We start from the raw sequence: 15,692 nt of genomic DNA on the forward strand, positions 1-15,692 counted from the left end.
GCTCAGGCGGCCGGGTCGGCGGGGGGCTCGGCGGGGGGCTCGGGGCGCTTGGGCGCGTAGCGCGGCACGTACTCCTGGCCGGTGAGCTTCTGGATCTCGGCCATCATCTCGTCGGTCATCGCCCGCAGCGACGTGCGGTCGTCCGAGCGGCCGGTGAAGTCCAGCGGCTTGCCGAACCGGATGGTGATCTCCGCCCGGCCCGGCCGGGGCACCCGCGTGCCGATGGGCTGCGCCTTGTCGGTGCCGGTCACGCCCACCGGGATGATCGGCACGCCGGCCGCCACCGCCAGGCGGGCCGCGCCGGTGCGCCCCCGGTAGAGCCGGCCGTCGGGCGAGCGGGTCCCCTCCGGGTAGACGGCCACCAGGTCGCCAGCCTTGAGCACCGGGATGGCGGCGTCGAACGCGGACAGGGCCGCCCGCCCGCCGGCCCGCTCGACCGGGATGGCGCCCAGCCCGGTGAGCACGAACTTCGAGAACGCGCCCTTCACGCCGGTGCCCTTGAAGTACTCCGACTTGGCCCAGAAGGCCAGGTGCCGGGGCACCACGGTGCCGAGCAGCAGCTCGTCGGCCACGGAGAGGTGGTTGCCCGCGAAGATCGCGCCGCCGGTCGCCGGGATGTGCTCCAACCCCTCCACGTGCGGACGGAAGGCCAACCGCAGCGTGGGCGCCACGGTGAGCTTGCCGATGGTGTAGAGCAGGGGCACGGGTCCTCCGGCGGTCGTACGTGAGCAGGCGCTGTCACGGTAGCGGACGGGTCGGCATCCGGCGGATCGGGTGGTCAGCCGTCCGCGGGGTGGTCCGGCGGCGCGGACGCCGCCGGACCTGCCACGACCTCATACCCGCCGGACCGCCACCGTCACCCGCTCGCCCTCGCCGACCTCGCCGGCGAAGCCGTCGACGCCCTCGGCGAAGTCGACCGTGTCGGCCAGCACCTCCCGGGCCACGAACTCGGTGTACGCGGCGACCGCCGCGCGGACCTCCTCCGAGGCGGAGACGGCCACCACGATCCGGTCCGAGACATCCAGGTCGGCGTCCCGGCGGGCCTGCTGGACCACCCGGACCACGTCCCGGGCCAGCCCCTCGGCGGCCAGCTCCGGGGTGACCTCGGTGTCCAGCACGACCACGCCCTCGCCGCCGGGCAGCGGCGCGGAGTGCTCGGCGTCGGCGGCGACCAGGCGCAGCTCGTACTCGCCCTCGGCGAGGGTGACCCCGGCGGCGACCGGGGCGCCGTCGACCAGCTCCCACTCCCCCGCCTTGACCGCCTTGATCACCTGCTGGACCGCCTTGCCGACCCGCGGGCCGAGCGCCCGGGGCACCACGGTCAGCACCTGCTGGCAGTAGGCGGACACCTCGTCGGTGAACTCCACCGCCTTCACGTTGACCTCGTCGGCGACCAGGTCGGCGAAGGGCCGCAGCTGGGCCGCGACCGGCGAGGCCACGGTCAGCTTCGACAGCGGCAGCCGCACCCGCAGCCCCTTGGCCTTGCGCAGCGACAGCGCCGCCGAGGCGACCGCCCGCACGTTGTCCATGGCGGCCACCAGCTCGTGGTCGGCCGGGAACTCCTCCGCCGACGGGAAGTCGGTCAGGTGCACCGACCGCTCGCCGGTGAGCCCGCGCCAGATCTCCTCCGCGGTCAGCGGCGCCAGCGGCGCCACCACCCGGCAGAGCGTCTCCAGCACCGTCCACAGCGTGTCGAACGCGTCGGCGTCGCCCGCCCAGAACCGGTCCCGCGAGCGGCGCACGTACCAGTTGGTCAGCGCGTCCAGGTAGGACCGGACGGTGGCGCAGGCGCCCGAGATGTCGTACGCGTCGAGCTGACCCTGGACCGTCGACACCAGCTCGTTCGTCTTCGCCAGCACGTACCGGTCGAGCAGGTGCGTCGAGTCGGTGCGCCGCTTAGCGGTGTAGCCGTCCGCGTTGGCGTAGAGCGAGAAGAAGTACCAGACGTTCCACAGCGGCAGCAGCACCTGACGCACGGCGTCCCGGATGAGCGTCTCGGTGACCGCCATGTCGCCGCCGCGCAGCACCGGCGAGGACATCAGCATCCAGCGCATCGCGTCCGACCCGTACGCGTCGAACACGTGGTAGACGTCCGGGTAGTTGCGCAGGCTCTTGGACATCTTGCGCCCGTCGGAGCCGAGCAGGATGCCGTGGCTGAGGCAGTTGCGGAACGCCGGCCGGTCGAACAGCGCGGTGGCCAGCACGTGCATGGTGTAGAACCAGCCGCGGGTCTGCCCGATGTACTCGACGATGAAGTCGCCCGGGTAGTGGTGCTCGAACCACTCGCGGTTCTCGAACGGGTAGTGCACCTGGGCGAACGGCATCGAGCCGGACTCGAACCAGCAGTCCAGCACCTCCGGCACCCGGCGCATCATCGACTTCCCGGTCGGGTCGTCCGGGTTGGGGCGGACGAGGTCGTCCACCGCCGGCCGGTGCAGGTCGGTCAGGCGTACGCCGAAGTCCCGCTCGATGTCGGCGAGCGAGCCGTACACGTCGACCCGCGGGTAGTTCGGGTCGTCGGACTTCCACACCGGGATCGGTGAGCCCCAGAACCGGTTCCGGCTGATCGACCAGTCCCGGGCGTTGGCCAGCCACTTGCCGAACGAGCCGTCCTTGATGTGCGCCGGCGTCCAGTTGATCTGCTGGTTGAGCTCGACCATCCGGTCCTTGACCCGGGTGACCGCGACGAACCACGAGGACACCGCCTTGTAGACCAGCGGGGTGTCGCAGCGCCAGCAGTGCGGGTAGGAGTGGGTGTAGGTGTCCTGCCGGAGCACCACCCCCCGCTCCTTCAGCTCCCGGATCACCGGCTTGTTCACGTCGAAGACCTGCTCGCCCTGGTACGGCGGGACCAGCCCGGTGAACCGGGTGTGGTCGTCGACCGTGACGACGGTCGGGATGCCGGCCGCGTTGCAGGTGTTCTGGTCGTCCTCACCGAAGGCCGGGGCCAGGTGGACGATTCCGGTGCCGTCCTCGGTGGTGACGAACTCGGCGCCGAGCACCTGGTAGGCGTTCTCGCCGGCCTGCTCGAGGAGGAAGTCGTAGAGCGGGGTGTAGCGGCGCCCGACCAGGTCGCGGCCGTGCACGGTGCCGACCTGCTCGTACCCCTCCAGCTCCTTGGCGTACGCGCCGAGCCGCGCGGCGCCGACCAGGTAGCGGTCGCCGTCGCGTTCCAGCACCGCGTACTCGATGTCGGGGCCGACGGCGAGCGCCAGGTTCGACGGCAGGGTCCACGGCGTGGTGGTCCAGACGCCGAGCCGCACCGGGCCGCGCACCGGCTCGGGGGCGGACGCGTCGGCGGTCAGCTCGAACCAGACGGTCAGCGTCGGGTCGTGCCGGTCCTTGTAGACGTCGTCCATCCGGGTCTCGGTGTTCGACAGCGGGGTCTCGCACCGCCAGCAGTACGCCAGCACCCGGAAGCCCTCGTAGACCAGACCCTTGTCGTGCAGGGTCCGGAAGGCCCACATGACGCTTTCCATGTAGTCCAGGTCGAGCGTCTTGTAGTCGTTGGCGAAGTCGACCCAGCGGGCCTGCCGGCTGACGTACCGCTCCCAGTCCTGGGTGAACTCCAGCACCGAGGTGCGGCAGGCCTCGTTGAACCGGGCCACGCCGAGGTCGAGGATCTCCGCCTTGGTGGTGATGCCGAGCTGCTTCTCGGCGACCACCTCGGCCGGCAGGCCGTGGCAGTCCCAGCCGAACCGGCGCTCGACGTGCCGGCCGCGCATGGTCTGGTAGCGCGGCACCACGTCCTTGACGTACCCGGTGAAGAGGTGGCCGTAGTGCGGCAGGCCGTTGGCGAACGGCGGGCCGTCGTAGAAGACGAACTCGTTCTTCCCGTCCTCGCCGGCGGGGCGGGCCTCGACCGACGCCTCGAAGGTCTTGTCGGCCGTCCAGTGCTCCAGGACCCGGCGCTCGACCGCGGGCAGGTCCGGGCTCGCCGGGACGCCGGCGGCGGTCGGGTCGTGCAACGGATAGGCCATCGGGGGTCGCTCTCCTCAGCAGCTCACATGTCCGTGTGGGTCTGCGAGGACGAACCCGTTCCCGGTGCGCCGTGCCGGCGCGCCCGGGGCAAGGCCCGCGGTACCACCCCGCTTGGCGGTCAGAGGTGCGACCGCCCGCTCGTTGGCCGGCTGTGACGGGCCGTCCCGTCCGGTTCTACTGAGCCGGTCGCCCGGCCGTTCTTCCGGAGGCTCACCGGTGATGGCCGGGTCGTCGCCTGTGTGGCGTCAAGCGTACTCGACCGGACGGGTGGCCCGCCGCCGAGTATCCGCGGGACAGGAGGGGTTCCTCCGGACACCTGGCGGCCCGGCCGGCACGGCCACGCCCCTGACTAGGCTGCCCGGGTGATCCGGATCGAGTTGGACGAGCCCACGCTGACCCGCACCCGGATCGCCACCAGTCCGCTGTGGGAGGCCAAGTGCAGCCTCTACCTCCTGCAGCGCTACCGGGACGAGGCGCCCTGGCCGTACACCGGCTGGGCCCGGCACGCCTGGCGGGTGCTCGCCGAGCAGCCCGCGACGGCCCCGGTCCGGCTCTACACGCGGACCGGCCCGTGGTACCCGGACTTCCTCGGTCCGGTGCCGCCCAGCGCCAGCCCGACCATCGAGGAGGAGCTGGCCGCGCTGCGCGCCACCCCGGCCGAGGTGATCGCCGAGCAGATCCCCCGCTACCACGACCCGGACGACCTGCCGGAGTGGCTGCGCCCGTTCGTCACCGAGCGGCAGGCGGCGCTGGACCGGCTGGCCGACGGCGTCCAGGCGTACTGGGACGCGGCGCTCGCGCCCTGGTGGCCGGCGATGCGGGCGGCGCTGGACGAGGAGGTGCTGCACCGGGCGCGGGCCCTGGCCGCCGACGGCCCGGACGCGCTCCTGGCCGACCTGCACGAGCGGGTCCGCTGGGAACGGCCGGTGCTGACCCTGGTCAAGCCGTCGGACCGGGCGTTCCGGGCGGTCGACCAACGGCTGCTGCTGATCCCGTTGATCTTCTCCCGGGGTGCGCTGACCCACTCCACCGACCACCCCGAGGTCATCGCGGTGTCGTACCAGGCCCGGGGCTCGGCCCTGCTGGCCGAGGGACGGCCCGCTCCGGCGGCGGCCGAGCCCGGCACCGACCGCCTCGCGGTGCTGGTCGGGCGGGGCCGGGCCCAGGTGCTCCGGGCGCTGGCCCGGCCGGCCACCACGGCCGGGCTCGCCGCGACCCTCGGGCTCGCCCCGAGCACCGTTTCCGAACACCTCGCCGCGCTGCTCGCGGCCGGGGTGGTGCACCGCCGCCGGGTGGGCCGACGGGTGCTCTACGGCTTGGAACCGGCGGGTCTGGCGCTGGTCACGCTGATCGGCGCCGGCACGGCGTCCGCCTCCGCCTGAGGATTCGGCGCGCGCCGAATCCGTTTTCCCGCCCCGCCGGCGTCCCTAGATTCGCCGGCATGAGCGATTACGCGATCGAGGCGGTCGGGCTGCGGCGCACCTACCGCAGCCGGACGGGATGGTTACGACCCCAGCGCCGGGAGGTGGAAGCGGTCCGCGGCGTCGACCTGACGGTCGGCAACGGGGAGCTGTTCGGCCTGCTCGGACCGAACGGCGCGGGCAAGACCACCACCATCAAGCTGCTGAACACGCTGCTGATCCCGACCGCCGGCAGCGCGCGGATCCGCGGCCACGACGTGGTCACCGAGACGCGGGAGGTACGCCGCCGCATCGGGTACGTCTTCGGCGGTGACCGGGGCCTGTACGAACGGCTGTCCGCCCTGGACAACCTGCGCTACTTCGCCGAGCTGTACGGCGTGCCGGGGCGGGAGCAGCGGCGGCGCATCGCCGAGCTGCTGGAGCTGGTCCGGCTGGCCGGCCGGGAGCGCGAGCGGGTGGAGGGCTACTCCCGGGGCATGCGGCAGCGCCTGCACATCGCCCGGGGTCTGCTGCACCGGCCGCAGGTGCTCTTCCTCGACGAGCCGTCGATCGGGGTGGACCCGGTGGCCGCCCGGGAGCTGCGGCAGACCGTCGCCGACCTGGCCGCCACCGGCACCACGGTGCTGTTGACCACCCACTACATGGCCGAGGCGGACGAACTCTGCGACCGGATCGCGGTGATCGCCAACGGCACCATCCAGGCCCTCGGCACGCCGGCCGAGCTGCGGCGCCACGCCGACGGCCGGCAGGTGCTGGAGGTCGAGGCGTACGGGGTGACCGACGCTCAGCTCGCCGCCATCCACACCCTGCCCGGGGTACGCGAGGCGAGTGTGACGGTCACCGGCGCGGCGCAGGTGCTGACCGTGCAGTCCGACGCGGGGGTGGACGTGCAGGCCGGCGTGCTCCGCGAGCTGGACGGCGTACGGCTGGGGCGGGTCGCCGCCCGCCAGCCCACCCTCGAGGACGCGTACGTGGCGATCGTCAACCGGGTCGACACCCCGGCCCGCCCGGTCGAGGCGGTGGCCGCGTGAGCCTGCTCCGCATGATCGGGGTGGGGGCGCTGCTGCACACCAGGCAGCTCAGCCGCTCCCCGTTCGAGATCGCGACCGCGCTGATCGTGCCCGTGGTGCAGGCGACCCTTGCGGTGTACCTCTTCCGGGCCGGCGGCGAGCCGGGCCGGCTGCTGGAGGCCGCGGTGGGCGCCGGGCTGATGGGGGTCTGGTCGTCGGTGCTCTTCGGGTCCGGCGGCGCCATCCAGAACCAGCGCTGGCAGGGCACCCTGGAGATGCTCATGCTGGCGCCGCGCCCGCCCGCGCTGGTGATCTTCCCGATCACCCTGTCCACCGCGGTCACCGGCACCTACGCCATGCTCGCCACCCTGCTCTGGGGTTGGCTGCTCTACGGCGTGCCGCTGACCTTCGCGCACCCGCTGCTCTTCCTGGTCGCGGCGCCCGGCTGCGTGCTCGGCCTGGGCATGTTCGGCCTGCTGCTCGCCAGCACGTTCGTGCTGATGCGCAACGCCAACGCGCTGGCCAACACACTGGAGTACCCGATCTGGCTGGTCTCCGGGATGCTGGTGCCGCTCACGGTGCTGCCCGGCTGGACCGGCCCGATCGCCGCCGCGCTGCCCACCACCTGGGGCGCCCGGGCGGTGCACGAGGCGGCCGGCGGTGGCCCGGTCTGGCCGTCCCTGGCCATCTGCCTGGCGATCAGCCTCGGCTGCCTGGCCGCCGGCGCCCTGATGATGACGTACGTCGAGCGACGGGCCCGCGCCGCGGCGACCCTCGCGCTGGCCTGAGGAGAACGACGATGGCACTCTTCCGGCTGATCGGCACCGGCGGCGTGATCGCCTACCGGGCCCTGTTCAACTGGACCACCCCGGCGATGTTCATCGGCTCCCTGCTGGTGGGGCCGATCTTCCAGCTGCTCTTCTTCGCCTATCTGGGCCGGCAGCTCGGGGTCGCCGACGACCGCTTCTACATCGTCGGCAACGCGGTGCTCGCCGCCTCGCTCTCGTGCGTCTTCGGCGGCACCATGGCGGTCGCCAACGAACGGCGCTTCGGCACCCTCGGGCACGTGCTGCTCTCCCCGCGCAGCCGCACCGCCGTCTTCCTCGGCCGGGTCCTCCCGTACGCCGGCAACGGCCTGCTCATCGCGGTGAGCACGCTGACCGTCGGCGCGCTCCTGCTCGGCCTGCGGGTGCCACCGCAAGCCCTGCCGGGGCTGCTGGCCACCCTGGCGGTGGCGGCGCTGTCCTGCGGCTTCTTCGGCCTCACCCTGGGTGCGCTCGGCCTGCGGTTCCGCGACGTCTGGGTGGTCTCCAACGTCTCGGTGGCGCTGCTGCTCCTGCTCACCGGCGTGAACGTGCCGGCCGCCGGGCTGCCCGGCTGGATGCGTGTGGTGGGCGAGGGCCTGCCGATCACCCACGCCGTCCGGGCCGCCCGCCAACTGGTGGCCGGCGAGGGCTTCGCGGCGGCCGGGCCGGCACTCGCCGCCGAGGTCGCCGTCGGACTCGGGTACGCGGTCCTGGCCGCGGTCCTCCTCAAGGTCTTCGAGGCCGAGTCCCGCCGCCGCGCCTCCCTGGACACCCTCTGACCCACCCACCCCGCGGGCCAGGAAGGGCACGGATCACCATGACCACCGTCACAACGCCGCGCCGTCACACCGGGCCGGTCCCGATCCGTCGTGTGGGCGTACCTACCGACATGAAGGAGGCGGCGATGAGCCGGATGGACACGGCGGCGGTGGCGCCGGAGGCGTACCGGGCGGTTCTCGGCCTGGAGAAGTACGTCCAGAAGAACGTGGACCACACCGTGCTGGAGCTGGTCAAGCTCCGGGCGTCGATGTTGAACGGCTGCTCGTTCTGCGTCGACATGCACAGCCGGGACGCGTTGGGGTCGGGCGAGTCCAGCCGGCGGCTGTTCGCCGTCGCGGCGTGGCGGGAGGCGCCCTTCTTCGACGAGCGGGAGCGGGCGGCGCTGGCGCTGACCGACGCGGTGACCCGGCTCGGCGAGCACGGCGTGCCGGACGACGTGTGGGACGCCGCCGCGAAGGTCTGGTCGGAGAAGGAACTCGCCGATCTGTTGGTCGCGATCGCCACAATCAACGTGTGGAACCGGATCTCGGTGAGCACCCGTACCGAACCGCCGGTCGAGGTGTGACCTCACCCTCGGCGGCGGCGCAGGCGGCCGGTGCGCTCACCGCGCACCGGCCGATGCTGCTCGGGCTGGCGTACCGGCTGCTGGGCAGCCTGCACGACGCCGAGGACGTGCTCCAGGAGGCGTACCTGCGCTGGCTGGACGTCGACCGGGACAGCGTGGCCGAGCCGCGCCGCTACCTGTCCCGGGTGGTCACCCGGCTGGCCCTGGACCGGCTGCGCGCCCGGCAGGCCGCCCGGGAGACGTACGTCGGGCCCTGGCTGCCCGAGCCGGTGCCGACCGACCCGTCGCCGTTCGGCCCGCTCGACACGGTCGAGCAGCGGGAGACGCTCTCCACCGCGCTGCTGCACCTGCTGGAACGGCTCACCCCGCCGGAGCGTGCCGTGTACGTGCTGCACACCGCCTTCGCCCTGCCGTACGCCGAGATCGGCGAGGTGCTGGACCGGTCCGCGGCGGACTGCCGGCAACTGCACCACCGCGCGGTGGCCCGGATCGCCGAGGGCCGGCGGCGGTTCACCGCCGACCCGGCCGAGCAGCGCCGGCTGCTCGACGCGTTCCTGGCCGCGGCGCGCGACGGCGACCTGGCCCGGCTGACCGGCCTGGTCGCGGCCGACGCCACCTCCTGGAACGACGGCGGCGGCCGGGTCTCCGCGGCCCGCAACCCGGTCCACGGGGCGGAGCGGATCGCCCGCTTCTTCGCCGGCCTCTACCACCAGCGCCACCCCGACGTCCGGGGCGTCCCGGTCGAGCTCAACGGCGCACCCGCGCTGCTGCTGACCTGGCCCGGTGCCCGCTACATCCTCTCCGTGGCCGCCGCCGAGGGCCGGATCACCGGCGTCTACCTCATCGGCAACCCGGACAAACTGCTCGGCGTGCCGGGCTGAGCACGCGCGACGGCCCCGGCCCGCACGCGCGGAACCGGGGCCGTCGGAAGCCCGGTCAGCCCAGCTCGGGGAACCAGAGGGCGATCTCGCGCTTGGCGCTGTCCACCGAGTCGGAGGCGTGCACCAGGTTCTCCCGGTTGGAGAGGGAGAGGTCGCCGCGGATGGTGCCGGCGGCGGCCTTGCGGCCGTCGGTGCTGCCGATCATCCCGCGGACCACCTCGATCACCTGGTCGCCGGAGAGCACCAGGGCCGCCAGCGGGCCGCCGGTCATGAACGCCTTCAGCGGCGGGTAGAACGGCTTGTCCACGTGTTCGGCGTAGTGCTGGTCGGCGAAGTCGCCGTCCATGGTGCGGATCACCAGCGCGTCGATCCGCAGGCCCTTGCGCTCGAAACGGCCGAGGATCTCCCCGACCAGACCGCGGCGGACCGCGTCGGGCTTGATCAGTACGAGCGTGCGCTCGTCCGGGCTGCTGCTGGACACGCTGGTTTCCTCCTGTGCGCGGAACCGGGTCGGGCTGGGTACGGTCAGCGTAGCGACCCGGTCCCGGCGCCGGCGCGGCGCCTGCTCCTTCCCTGGGTCGCCGCGGCGGCCTAGCCTGGCCCTGGAACCCCTGGGAGGTCCACTGTGGCGAATGGCGGGAACCGACCCATCGCGCCGGTGCGCAAGCTGATCGGCGCGGTGCTGGGCACCCTGGCCACGTTCGTGACCCTGTTCGGGCTGGGCATGACGAGCTGGGCGATCGTGGCGCTCGGGGTCGCCCTGCTGGTGCTGGCGATCGCCCTGGCCACGGTCCGCGGCGGCGGCCGCACCTGGGTGGTCGGGCTTGGCCACGTGCACAGCGCCTCCGAGCCACCCACCCAGTACGCCTTCGGCCGCTGCGAGCTGCAACTGGTGATCGACGCGCCCGGCCTGCCGCCCCGGTCCAAGAAGATCATCGAGCCGCGGGTCCCGGTCGCCAAGTGGCCGTCGCTGGGCCAGGCGCTGCCCGTCCGGGTCGCCCTCGACGACCAGCGGCACGTCCGTGTCCTCTGGGACGAGGTGCCCACCCACGCCGAGACGGCCGCCGCGGTGGCCGACCTCCCGCCCGAGTACGCCGACCCGGATCCGGTCGACGAGGTGCTCATCGGGCAGGAGGCCCCGCCGTGGGCCGACCGGGCCCCGGAGGACGACTTCCGCGACGACTTCCCGCCCGCGCCGGACCCGCTCCTCGACGACCTCGGCGGGCTGCCGGAGGACCGCGAGCCGGTGGTGCTGCACCAGCGCCCCGGCGGCGGGGTCGTGCTGGAGGGGCAACTGGTCGAGCCGGCCACGGGCGGCCCGCTCCCCCGCCGGGCCCCGACGCCCCGCCCGCCCGCCGAGGAGCGGTTCGACACCATGCCGGTGGACCCGATCGACGTCCCGCTGGACGAGCCGGTCGGCGAGGCGCCGCCCACCCCGGAGGAACTGGACGAGGCCATCTTCGGCCCCGCCGGCGACGACGAGCCGGCCGAGGCGGCGAGCCCGATCAGCGGCGTCGGCATCACCCTGCTCGTCACCGACCTGGACCGGTCCCTCGACTTCTACCGGGACCTCGGCTTCGCCGAAATGGACCGCGGCGAGGGCAACGCCGTCCTCTCGTCCGGGCCGACCCGCCTCGTGCTGCGCCGGGTGACCGGTGCCGCCCCGATCAGCCGCCGGCTGGTCCACGTCAACCTCGAGGTCGACGACATCCAGGCGGCCTACCAGCGGCTGCGCGGGTCCGGCGTCCGGTTCACGTACGCCCCGCGGGTGGTGAACCGCGGCACCAAGCTGGAGGTGTGGGCGGCCGCCTTCCGCGACCCGGACGGGCACGGCGTGGCGCTCACCCAGTGGCGCACCCTCGCCGACGCCTGACCCCGGCCGCGCACCCCGGGCCGGCTCAGCGGAGGATGACCCGCCGCACGTGCAGCGCGTACGCCCACACCAGCGCGAAGATGACGCCGAGCGCGAACAGCGACCAGTGCAGCAGCCCGGACAGCAGCAGCAGGCCCTGAAGGACCGTGCCGGCGTTCCAGGCCCACGCCCGCTTCATCTGGCCGGCGACCACCACGCAGGCGACCGCCAGCGCGACGATCGCGGCGACGGCCGCGCCGCTGAGGTCCCCGCCGACCACCCGGATCGGTTGGATGGCCAGCAGCAGCACCAGCGCCTCCAGCGCGAGGGTGCCGGCGCCGAGGCCGCGCACGGCCTTGGCGGGGTCGCGCAGCCCTGAGCGCCGCGGCTGCTCCACCCCGTCCGGCGGGTGCTCGTCCACCGGGCCGGTCATCGCTTGAGCAGCCGGCGGGCGTCGGCCACGGTCACCACCGATCCCGTGATCAGCACACCCACCCCGGACAGCTCGCCCGGCACGTCCGACTCGGCCTCGGCGACGGCCGCCTCGATGGCGTCCGGCATCCCCTCGGTCGCCTGCACCCGGTCCGGCCCGAAGACCTCCCGGGCCAGCTCGGCCAACTCGTCGACGGGCATGGCCCGGGGCGAGCTGTTCGCGGTGACCACGATCGAGTCGAGCACCGGTTCGAGCAGCTCCAACAGGCTCGACGCGTCCTTGTCGCCGAGCACGGCGAGCACGCCGACCAGCTTGCTGAACGCGAACTCCTCCTGGAGGGCGGTGACGGTGGCGGCCATCCCGTGCGGGTTGTGCGCGCCGTCGAGCAGGACCGTCGGGGCGGTACGCACCTTCTCCAGCCGGCCCGGCGAGCTGGCCGCCGCGAAGCCCTCCCGGACCGCCTCGATGTCCAGCTGCCGCCGCGCGCCCGCGCCGAGGAACGCCTCCACCGCGGCGAGCGCCACGGCGGCGTTCTGCGCCTGGTGCGCGCCGTGCAGCGGGAGGAAGATCTCCTCGTACACCCCGCCGAGGCCCTGGATGGTGAGCACCTGGCCGCCGACCGCGACCGCGCGGCGCAGCACGCCGAACTCGGCGCCCTCCCGCGCGACGGTGGCGCCGACCTCGGCGCAGCGCTCCAGGACGGGCCGGGCGGCCTCCTCCTCCTGGGCCGCCGCGATGACGGTGGCGCCGGGGTGGATGATGCCCGCCTTGTGCAACGCGATGTCCTCGATGGTGTCGCCGAGCCACTCGGTGTGGTCCAGCCCGATCGGGGTGATCACCGCGACCCCGGCCTGGATCACGTTGGTGGCGTCCTCGGCGCCGCCGAGCCCCACCTCCACCACGGCCACGTCGACGGGGGCGTCGGCGAAGGTGGCGAAGGCCAGCGCGGTGGTCAGGTCGAAGTAGGTCAGCGGCTCCTCGGAGCGCTGGTCGACCAGCTCCGCGAGTGGCTCCACCTCCCGGTACGTGGCCACGAAGCGGTCCTCGCTCACCGGCTCGCCGTCCAGGCTGATCCGCTCCCGGACGGTCTCCAGGTGCGGGCTCGTGTAGCGGCCGGTGTGCAGCCCGAAGGCCCGCAGCAGCGCGTCGATCATCCGGGCCGTCGACGTCTTGCCGTTGGTCCCGGTCAGGTGGATCGACGGGTACGCCCGCTGCGGGCTGCCGAGCAGGTCGAGCAGGCTCTCGATCTTTTCCAGCTCGAAGCGGATGCGGGTGAAGCCGCGCGCGTTCAGCGCGGCCTCCACCTCGGCGAATTCGGTGCGGTCGGTCACGAGGGAAGCGCCTCCAGGGCGGCGTCGATCCGGATGAGGTCCGCCTCGGCCACCGCCAGCCGCTCGCGGATCTTGGCGACCACCGGCTCCGGCGCCTTGCCGACGAACGCCGGGTTGTCCAGCTTCGCCCGCGCCTGCGCGGCCTCCTTCTCGGCGGCCGCCCGGTCCTTGGTCAGCCGGGCCCGCTCGGCGGCCACGTCGATCGAACCCCGGGTGTCCAGCGCCACGCTGACCTCGCCCGGCATGGCGAGGGTGGCGCTGGCCTGGAAGTCGTCGCCCGGCGCGTCGAGCCGGACCAGCGAGCGGACCAGCGGCTCGTGCGCCGCGATGCCCGCGCCGGTCAGGCCGTCGAGCCGGGCGGCCACCCGCTGCGTCGGGCGCAGCCCCTGGTCCGAACGGAACCGCCGGATCTCGGTCACCACCCGCTGGAGGGTGCCGACCTCGACCTCCGCGGGGTCGTCGACGAGGGTACGGTCGGCCGCCGGCCAGGCGGCGGTCATCACGGTCTCGCCACCGGTCAGCGCGGTCCACAGCTCGTCGGTGACGAACGGGATCACCGGGTGCAGCAGCCGCAGCAGCTGGTCCAGCACGTGCCCCAGCACCCGGCGCGTGGCGTCGGCGGCCGGCCCGCCCTCGGCGAGCACCGGCTTGCTCAGCTCCACGTACCAGTCGCAGACGTCGTCCCAGGCGAAGTGGTAGAGCAGGTCACAGACCTTGGCGAACTCGTACGCCTCGAACTGCTCGTCGACCTCGGCGGTGACGTGCGCCAGCCGGGAGAGGATCCACCGGTCGACGGTCGACAGCTCGGTCGCGGCCGGCAGCGGCCCGTCGGTGTGCGCGCCGTTGAGCAGCGCAAACCGGGTGGCGTTCCAGAGCTTGTTGCAGAAGTTGCGGGAGCCCTGGCACCACTCCTCGCTGACCGGCACGTCCTGACCGGGGTTGGCGCCCCGGGCGAGGGTGAACCGGGTGGCGTCGGCGCCGAACCGGTCGATCCAGTCCAGCGGGTCGACCACGTTGCCGAACGACTTCGACATCTTCTTGCCGTGCTCGTCGCGGACCATGCCGTGCAGGGCCACCACGTCGAACGGCTGCACGCCGTCCATGGCGTAGAGGCCGAACATCATCATCCGGGCGACCCAGAAGAAGAGGATGTCGTAGCCGGTGACCAGCACGCTGGTCGGGTAGAACTTCGCCAGGTCCGGGGTGCGCTCCGGCCAGCCGAGCGTGGAGAACGGCCACAGGCCGCTGGAGAACCAGGTGTCGAGGACGTCCTCGTCCTGCCGCCAGCCCGCGCCGGTCGGCGGCTCCTCGTCGGGGCCGACGCAGACGATCTCGCCGGCTGGGCCGTACCAGACCGGGATGCGGTGACCCCACCAGAGCTGCCGGGAGATGCACCAGTCGTGCATGTTGTCGACCCAGGCGAAGTAGCGCTTGGCCAGCTCGGCGGGCTCGATCTTCACCCGGCCGTCGCGCACCGCGTCGCCGGCGGCCTTGGCCAGCGGGGCGGTGTTGACGAACCACTGGAGCGACAGCCGCGGCTCGACGGTCGTCTTGCACCGGGAGCAGTGCCCCACGGCGTGCACGTACGGCCGCTTCTCGGCGACGATCAGGCCCTGCTCGCGCAGCGCCGCCACGATCGCCGGGCGGGCCTCGTAGCGGTCCAGGCCCTGGAAGGGGCCGGGCGCCGTAATAATGCCGCGCTCGTCCATGATCGTCAGCTGCGGCAGGTCGTGCCGCTGGCCGATCTCGAAGTCGTTCGGGTCGTGCGCCGGGGTCACCTTGACCATGCCGGTGCCGAAGCTGGGGTCGACGTGCTCGTCGGCCACGATGGGGATCCGCCGGTCGGTGAGCGGCAGGTCCACCTCGGTGCCGATGAGGTGCCGGTAGCGCTCGTCGTCCGGGTGCACCGCGACCGCGGTGTCGCCCAGCATGGTCTCGGCCCGGGTGGTGGCCACCACGACCTCGTCGCTGTAGCGGATCGAGATCAGCTCACCCTCGTCGTCGGTGTGCTCGACCTCGATGTCGGAGAGCGCCGTGAGGCAGCGCGGGCACCAGTTGATGATCCGGTTGGCCCGGTAGATGAGCCCGTCGTCGAAGAGCTTCTTGAACATGGTCTGGACGGCCCGGGACAGGCCCTCGTCCATGGTGAAGCGCTCACGGTCCCAGTCGACCGCGTCGCCGAGGCGGCGCATCTGGCCCAGGATGGCGCCGCCGGACTCGGCCTTCCACTGCCAGACCCGCTCCACGAACTTCTCGCGGCCCAGGTCGTGCCGGGACAGGCCCTCGCCGGCGAGCTGCCGCTCGACCAGGTTCTGGGTGGCGATGCCGGCGTGGTCCATGCCGGGCAGCCAGAGCGCCTCGAAGCCCTGCATCCGCTTACGCCGGTTCAGCGCGTCCATGAGGGTGTGCTCGAACGCGTGGCCCATGTGCAGGGAGCCGGTCACGTTCGGCGGCGGGATGACGATGGTGAAGGGCGGCTTGTCGCTGTCCGCCGACGCCCGGAAGTGGCCGGCGGCTACCCACTGCTCGTACCGTCGCTGCTCTACCTCGCCGGGCTGGTACTGGCCGGCAAGGGTCGGGGCGTCGGGGCGTCGGGCATCCAGTCTCTCGGTCACCCTGAAAGTCTACGGAG

At 73.2% G+C, this 15,692-nt stretch carries 13 protein-coding genes; 7 read left to right on the forward strand and 6 right to left on the reverse strand.

Features of this window, described 5'->3' with window-relative positions; all coding sequences use genetic code 11:
• Positions 1–2: 2 nt before the first annotated feature.
• On the reverse strand, positions 3–704 hold the full coding sequence (locus tag ACQP12_RS26775; protein ID WP_433282931.1) for a lysophospholipid acyltransferase family protein: 702 nt from the start codon (positions 702–704) through the stop codon (positions 3–5).
• Between the two features lie 129 nt (positions 705–833).
• Entirely contained in the window at positions 834–3,980 is a 3,147-nt protein-coding gene (ileS, locus tag ACQP12_RS26780) for an isoleucine--tRNA ligase (RefSeq protein WP_433282933.1), read from the reverse strand.
• Between the two features lie 363 nt (positions 3,981–4,343).
• Here ileS and ACQP12_RS26785 point away from each other — a divergent pair, with 363 nt between their 5' ends.
• The 6 genes from ACQP12_RS26785 to sigJ all read left to right on the forward strand — a co-directional run bounded on the left by ACQP12_RS26785 (position 4,344) and on the right by sigJ (position 9,444).
• Positions 4,344–5,363, forward strand: coding sequence for an ArsR family transcriptional regulator (locus ACQP12_RS26785; RefSeq protein ID WP_433282935.1), 1,020 nt, complete (start codon positions 4,344–4,346; stop codon positions 5,361–5,363).
• Positions 5,364–5,422: 59 nt separating this feature from the next.
• Positions 5,423–6,433 (forward strand): ABC transporter ATP-binding protein, encoded by a 1,011-nt coding sequence (locus tag ACQP12_RS26790; protein WP_433282937.1) that lies wholly within the window; start codon positions 5,423–5,425, stop codon positions 6,431–6,433.
• A complete protein-coding gene (locus ACQP12_RS26795) occupies positions 6,430–7,200 on the forward strand; it encodes an ABC transporter permease (protein WP_433282939.1) in 771 nt (256 codons plus the stop codon). Before ACQP12_RS26790 ends, ACQP12_RS26795 begins: the two co-directional genes overlap by 4 nt.
• Positions 7,201–7,211: 11 nt before the next feature.
• The gene (locus ACQP12_RS26800; protein ID WP_357950587.1) at positions 7,212–7,997 is read left to right on the forward strand and encodes an ABC transporter permease; all 786 of its coding nucleotides are present in this window, start codon (positions 7,212–7,214) and stop codon (positions 7,995–7,997) included.
• Positions 7,998–8,122: 125 nt separating this feature from the next.
• Complete coding sequence (locus tag ACQP12_RS26805; protein WP_357950590.1) at positions 8,123–8,563, forward strand: carboxymuconolactone decarboxylase family protein; 441 nt, start codon at positions 8,123–8,125, stop codon at positions 8,561–8,563.
• Positions 8,560–9,444 (forward strand): RNA polymerase sigma factor SigJ, encoded by an 885-nt coding sequence (gene sigJ / locus ACQP12_RS26810; protein WP_433282942.1) that lies wholly within the window; start codon positions 8,560–8,562, stop codon positions 9,442–9,444. The genes ACQP12_RS26805 and sigJ overlap by 4 nt, the downstream gene beginning before the upstream one ends.
• A 55-nt stretch (positions 9,445–9,499) precedes the next feature.
• On the opposite strand, the gene ndk is transcribed toward sigJ, so the two are convergent.
• A complete protein-coding gene (gene ndk, locus ACQP12_RS26815; RefSeq protein ID WP_357950596.1) occupies positions 9,500–9,925 on the reverse strand; it encodes a nucleoside-diphosphate kinase in 426 nt (141 codons plus the stop codon).
• Positions 9,926–10,069: 144 nt separating this feature from the next.
• Between ndk and ACQP12_RS26820 the strand changes: the two genes are divergently transcribed.
• Positions 10,070–11,317 carry a VOC family protein gene (locus ACQP12_RS26820; RefSeq protein ID WP_357950599.1) on the forward strand — a complete coding sequence of 416 codons (1,248 nt, stop codon included), beginning with the start codon at positions 10,070–10,072 and terminating at the stop codon, positions 11,315–11,317.
• A gap of 25 nt (positions 11,318–11,342) precedes the next feature.
• On the opposite strand, the gene ACQP12_RS26825 is transcribed toward ACQP12_RS26820, so the two are convergent.
• Genes ACQP12_RS26825 through ACQP12_RS26835 form a run of 3 tightly spaced genes read right to left on the reverse strand, consistent with a single transcriptional unit; the run spans position 11,343 to position 15,675 of the window.
• Positions 11,343–11,729 (reverse strand): DUF4233 domain-containing protein, encoded by a 387-nt coding sequence (locus tag ACQP12_RS26825; RefSeq protein WP_433282944.1) that lies wholly within the window; start codon positions 11,727–11,729, stop codon positions 11,343–11,345.
• Entirely contained in the window at positions 11,726–13,060 is a 1,335-nt protein-coding gene (locus ACQP12_RS26830) for a bifunctional folylpolyglutamate synthase/dihydrofolate synthase (protein WP_433282946.1), read from the reverse strand. Before ACQP12_RS26830 ends, ACQP12_RS26825 begins: the two co-directional genes overlap by 4 nt.
• Positions 13,057–15,675, reverse strand: coding sequence for a valine--tRNA ligase (locus tag ACQP12_RS26835; protein ID WP_433282948.1), 2,619 nt, complete (start codon positions 15,673–15,675; stop codon positions 13,057–13,059). The genes ACQP12_RS26830 and ACQP12_RS26835 overlap by 4 nt, the downstream gene beginning before the upstream one ends.
• Between the last annotated feature and the right edge of the window lie 17 nt (positions 15,676–15,692).

It is taken from the genome of Micromonospora sp. CA-244673, assembly GCF_050948395.1.
Taxonomy (GTDB): domain Bacteria; phylum Actinomycetota; class Actinomycetes; order Mycobacteriales; family Micromonosporaceae; genus Micromonospora.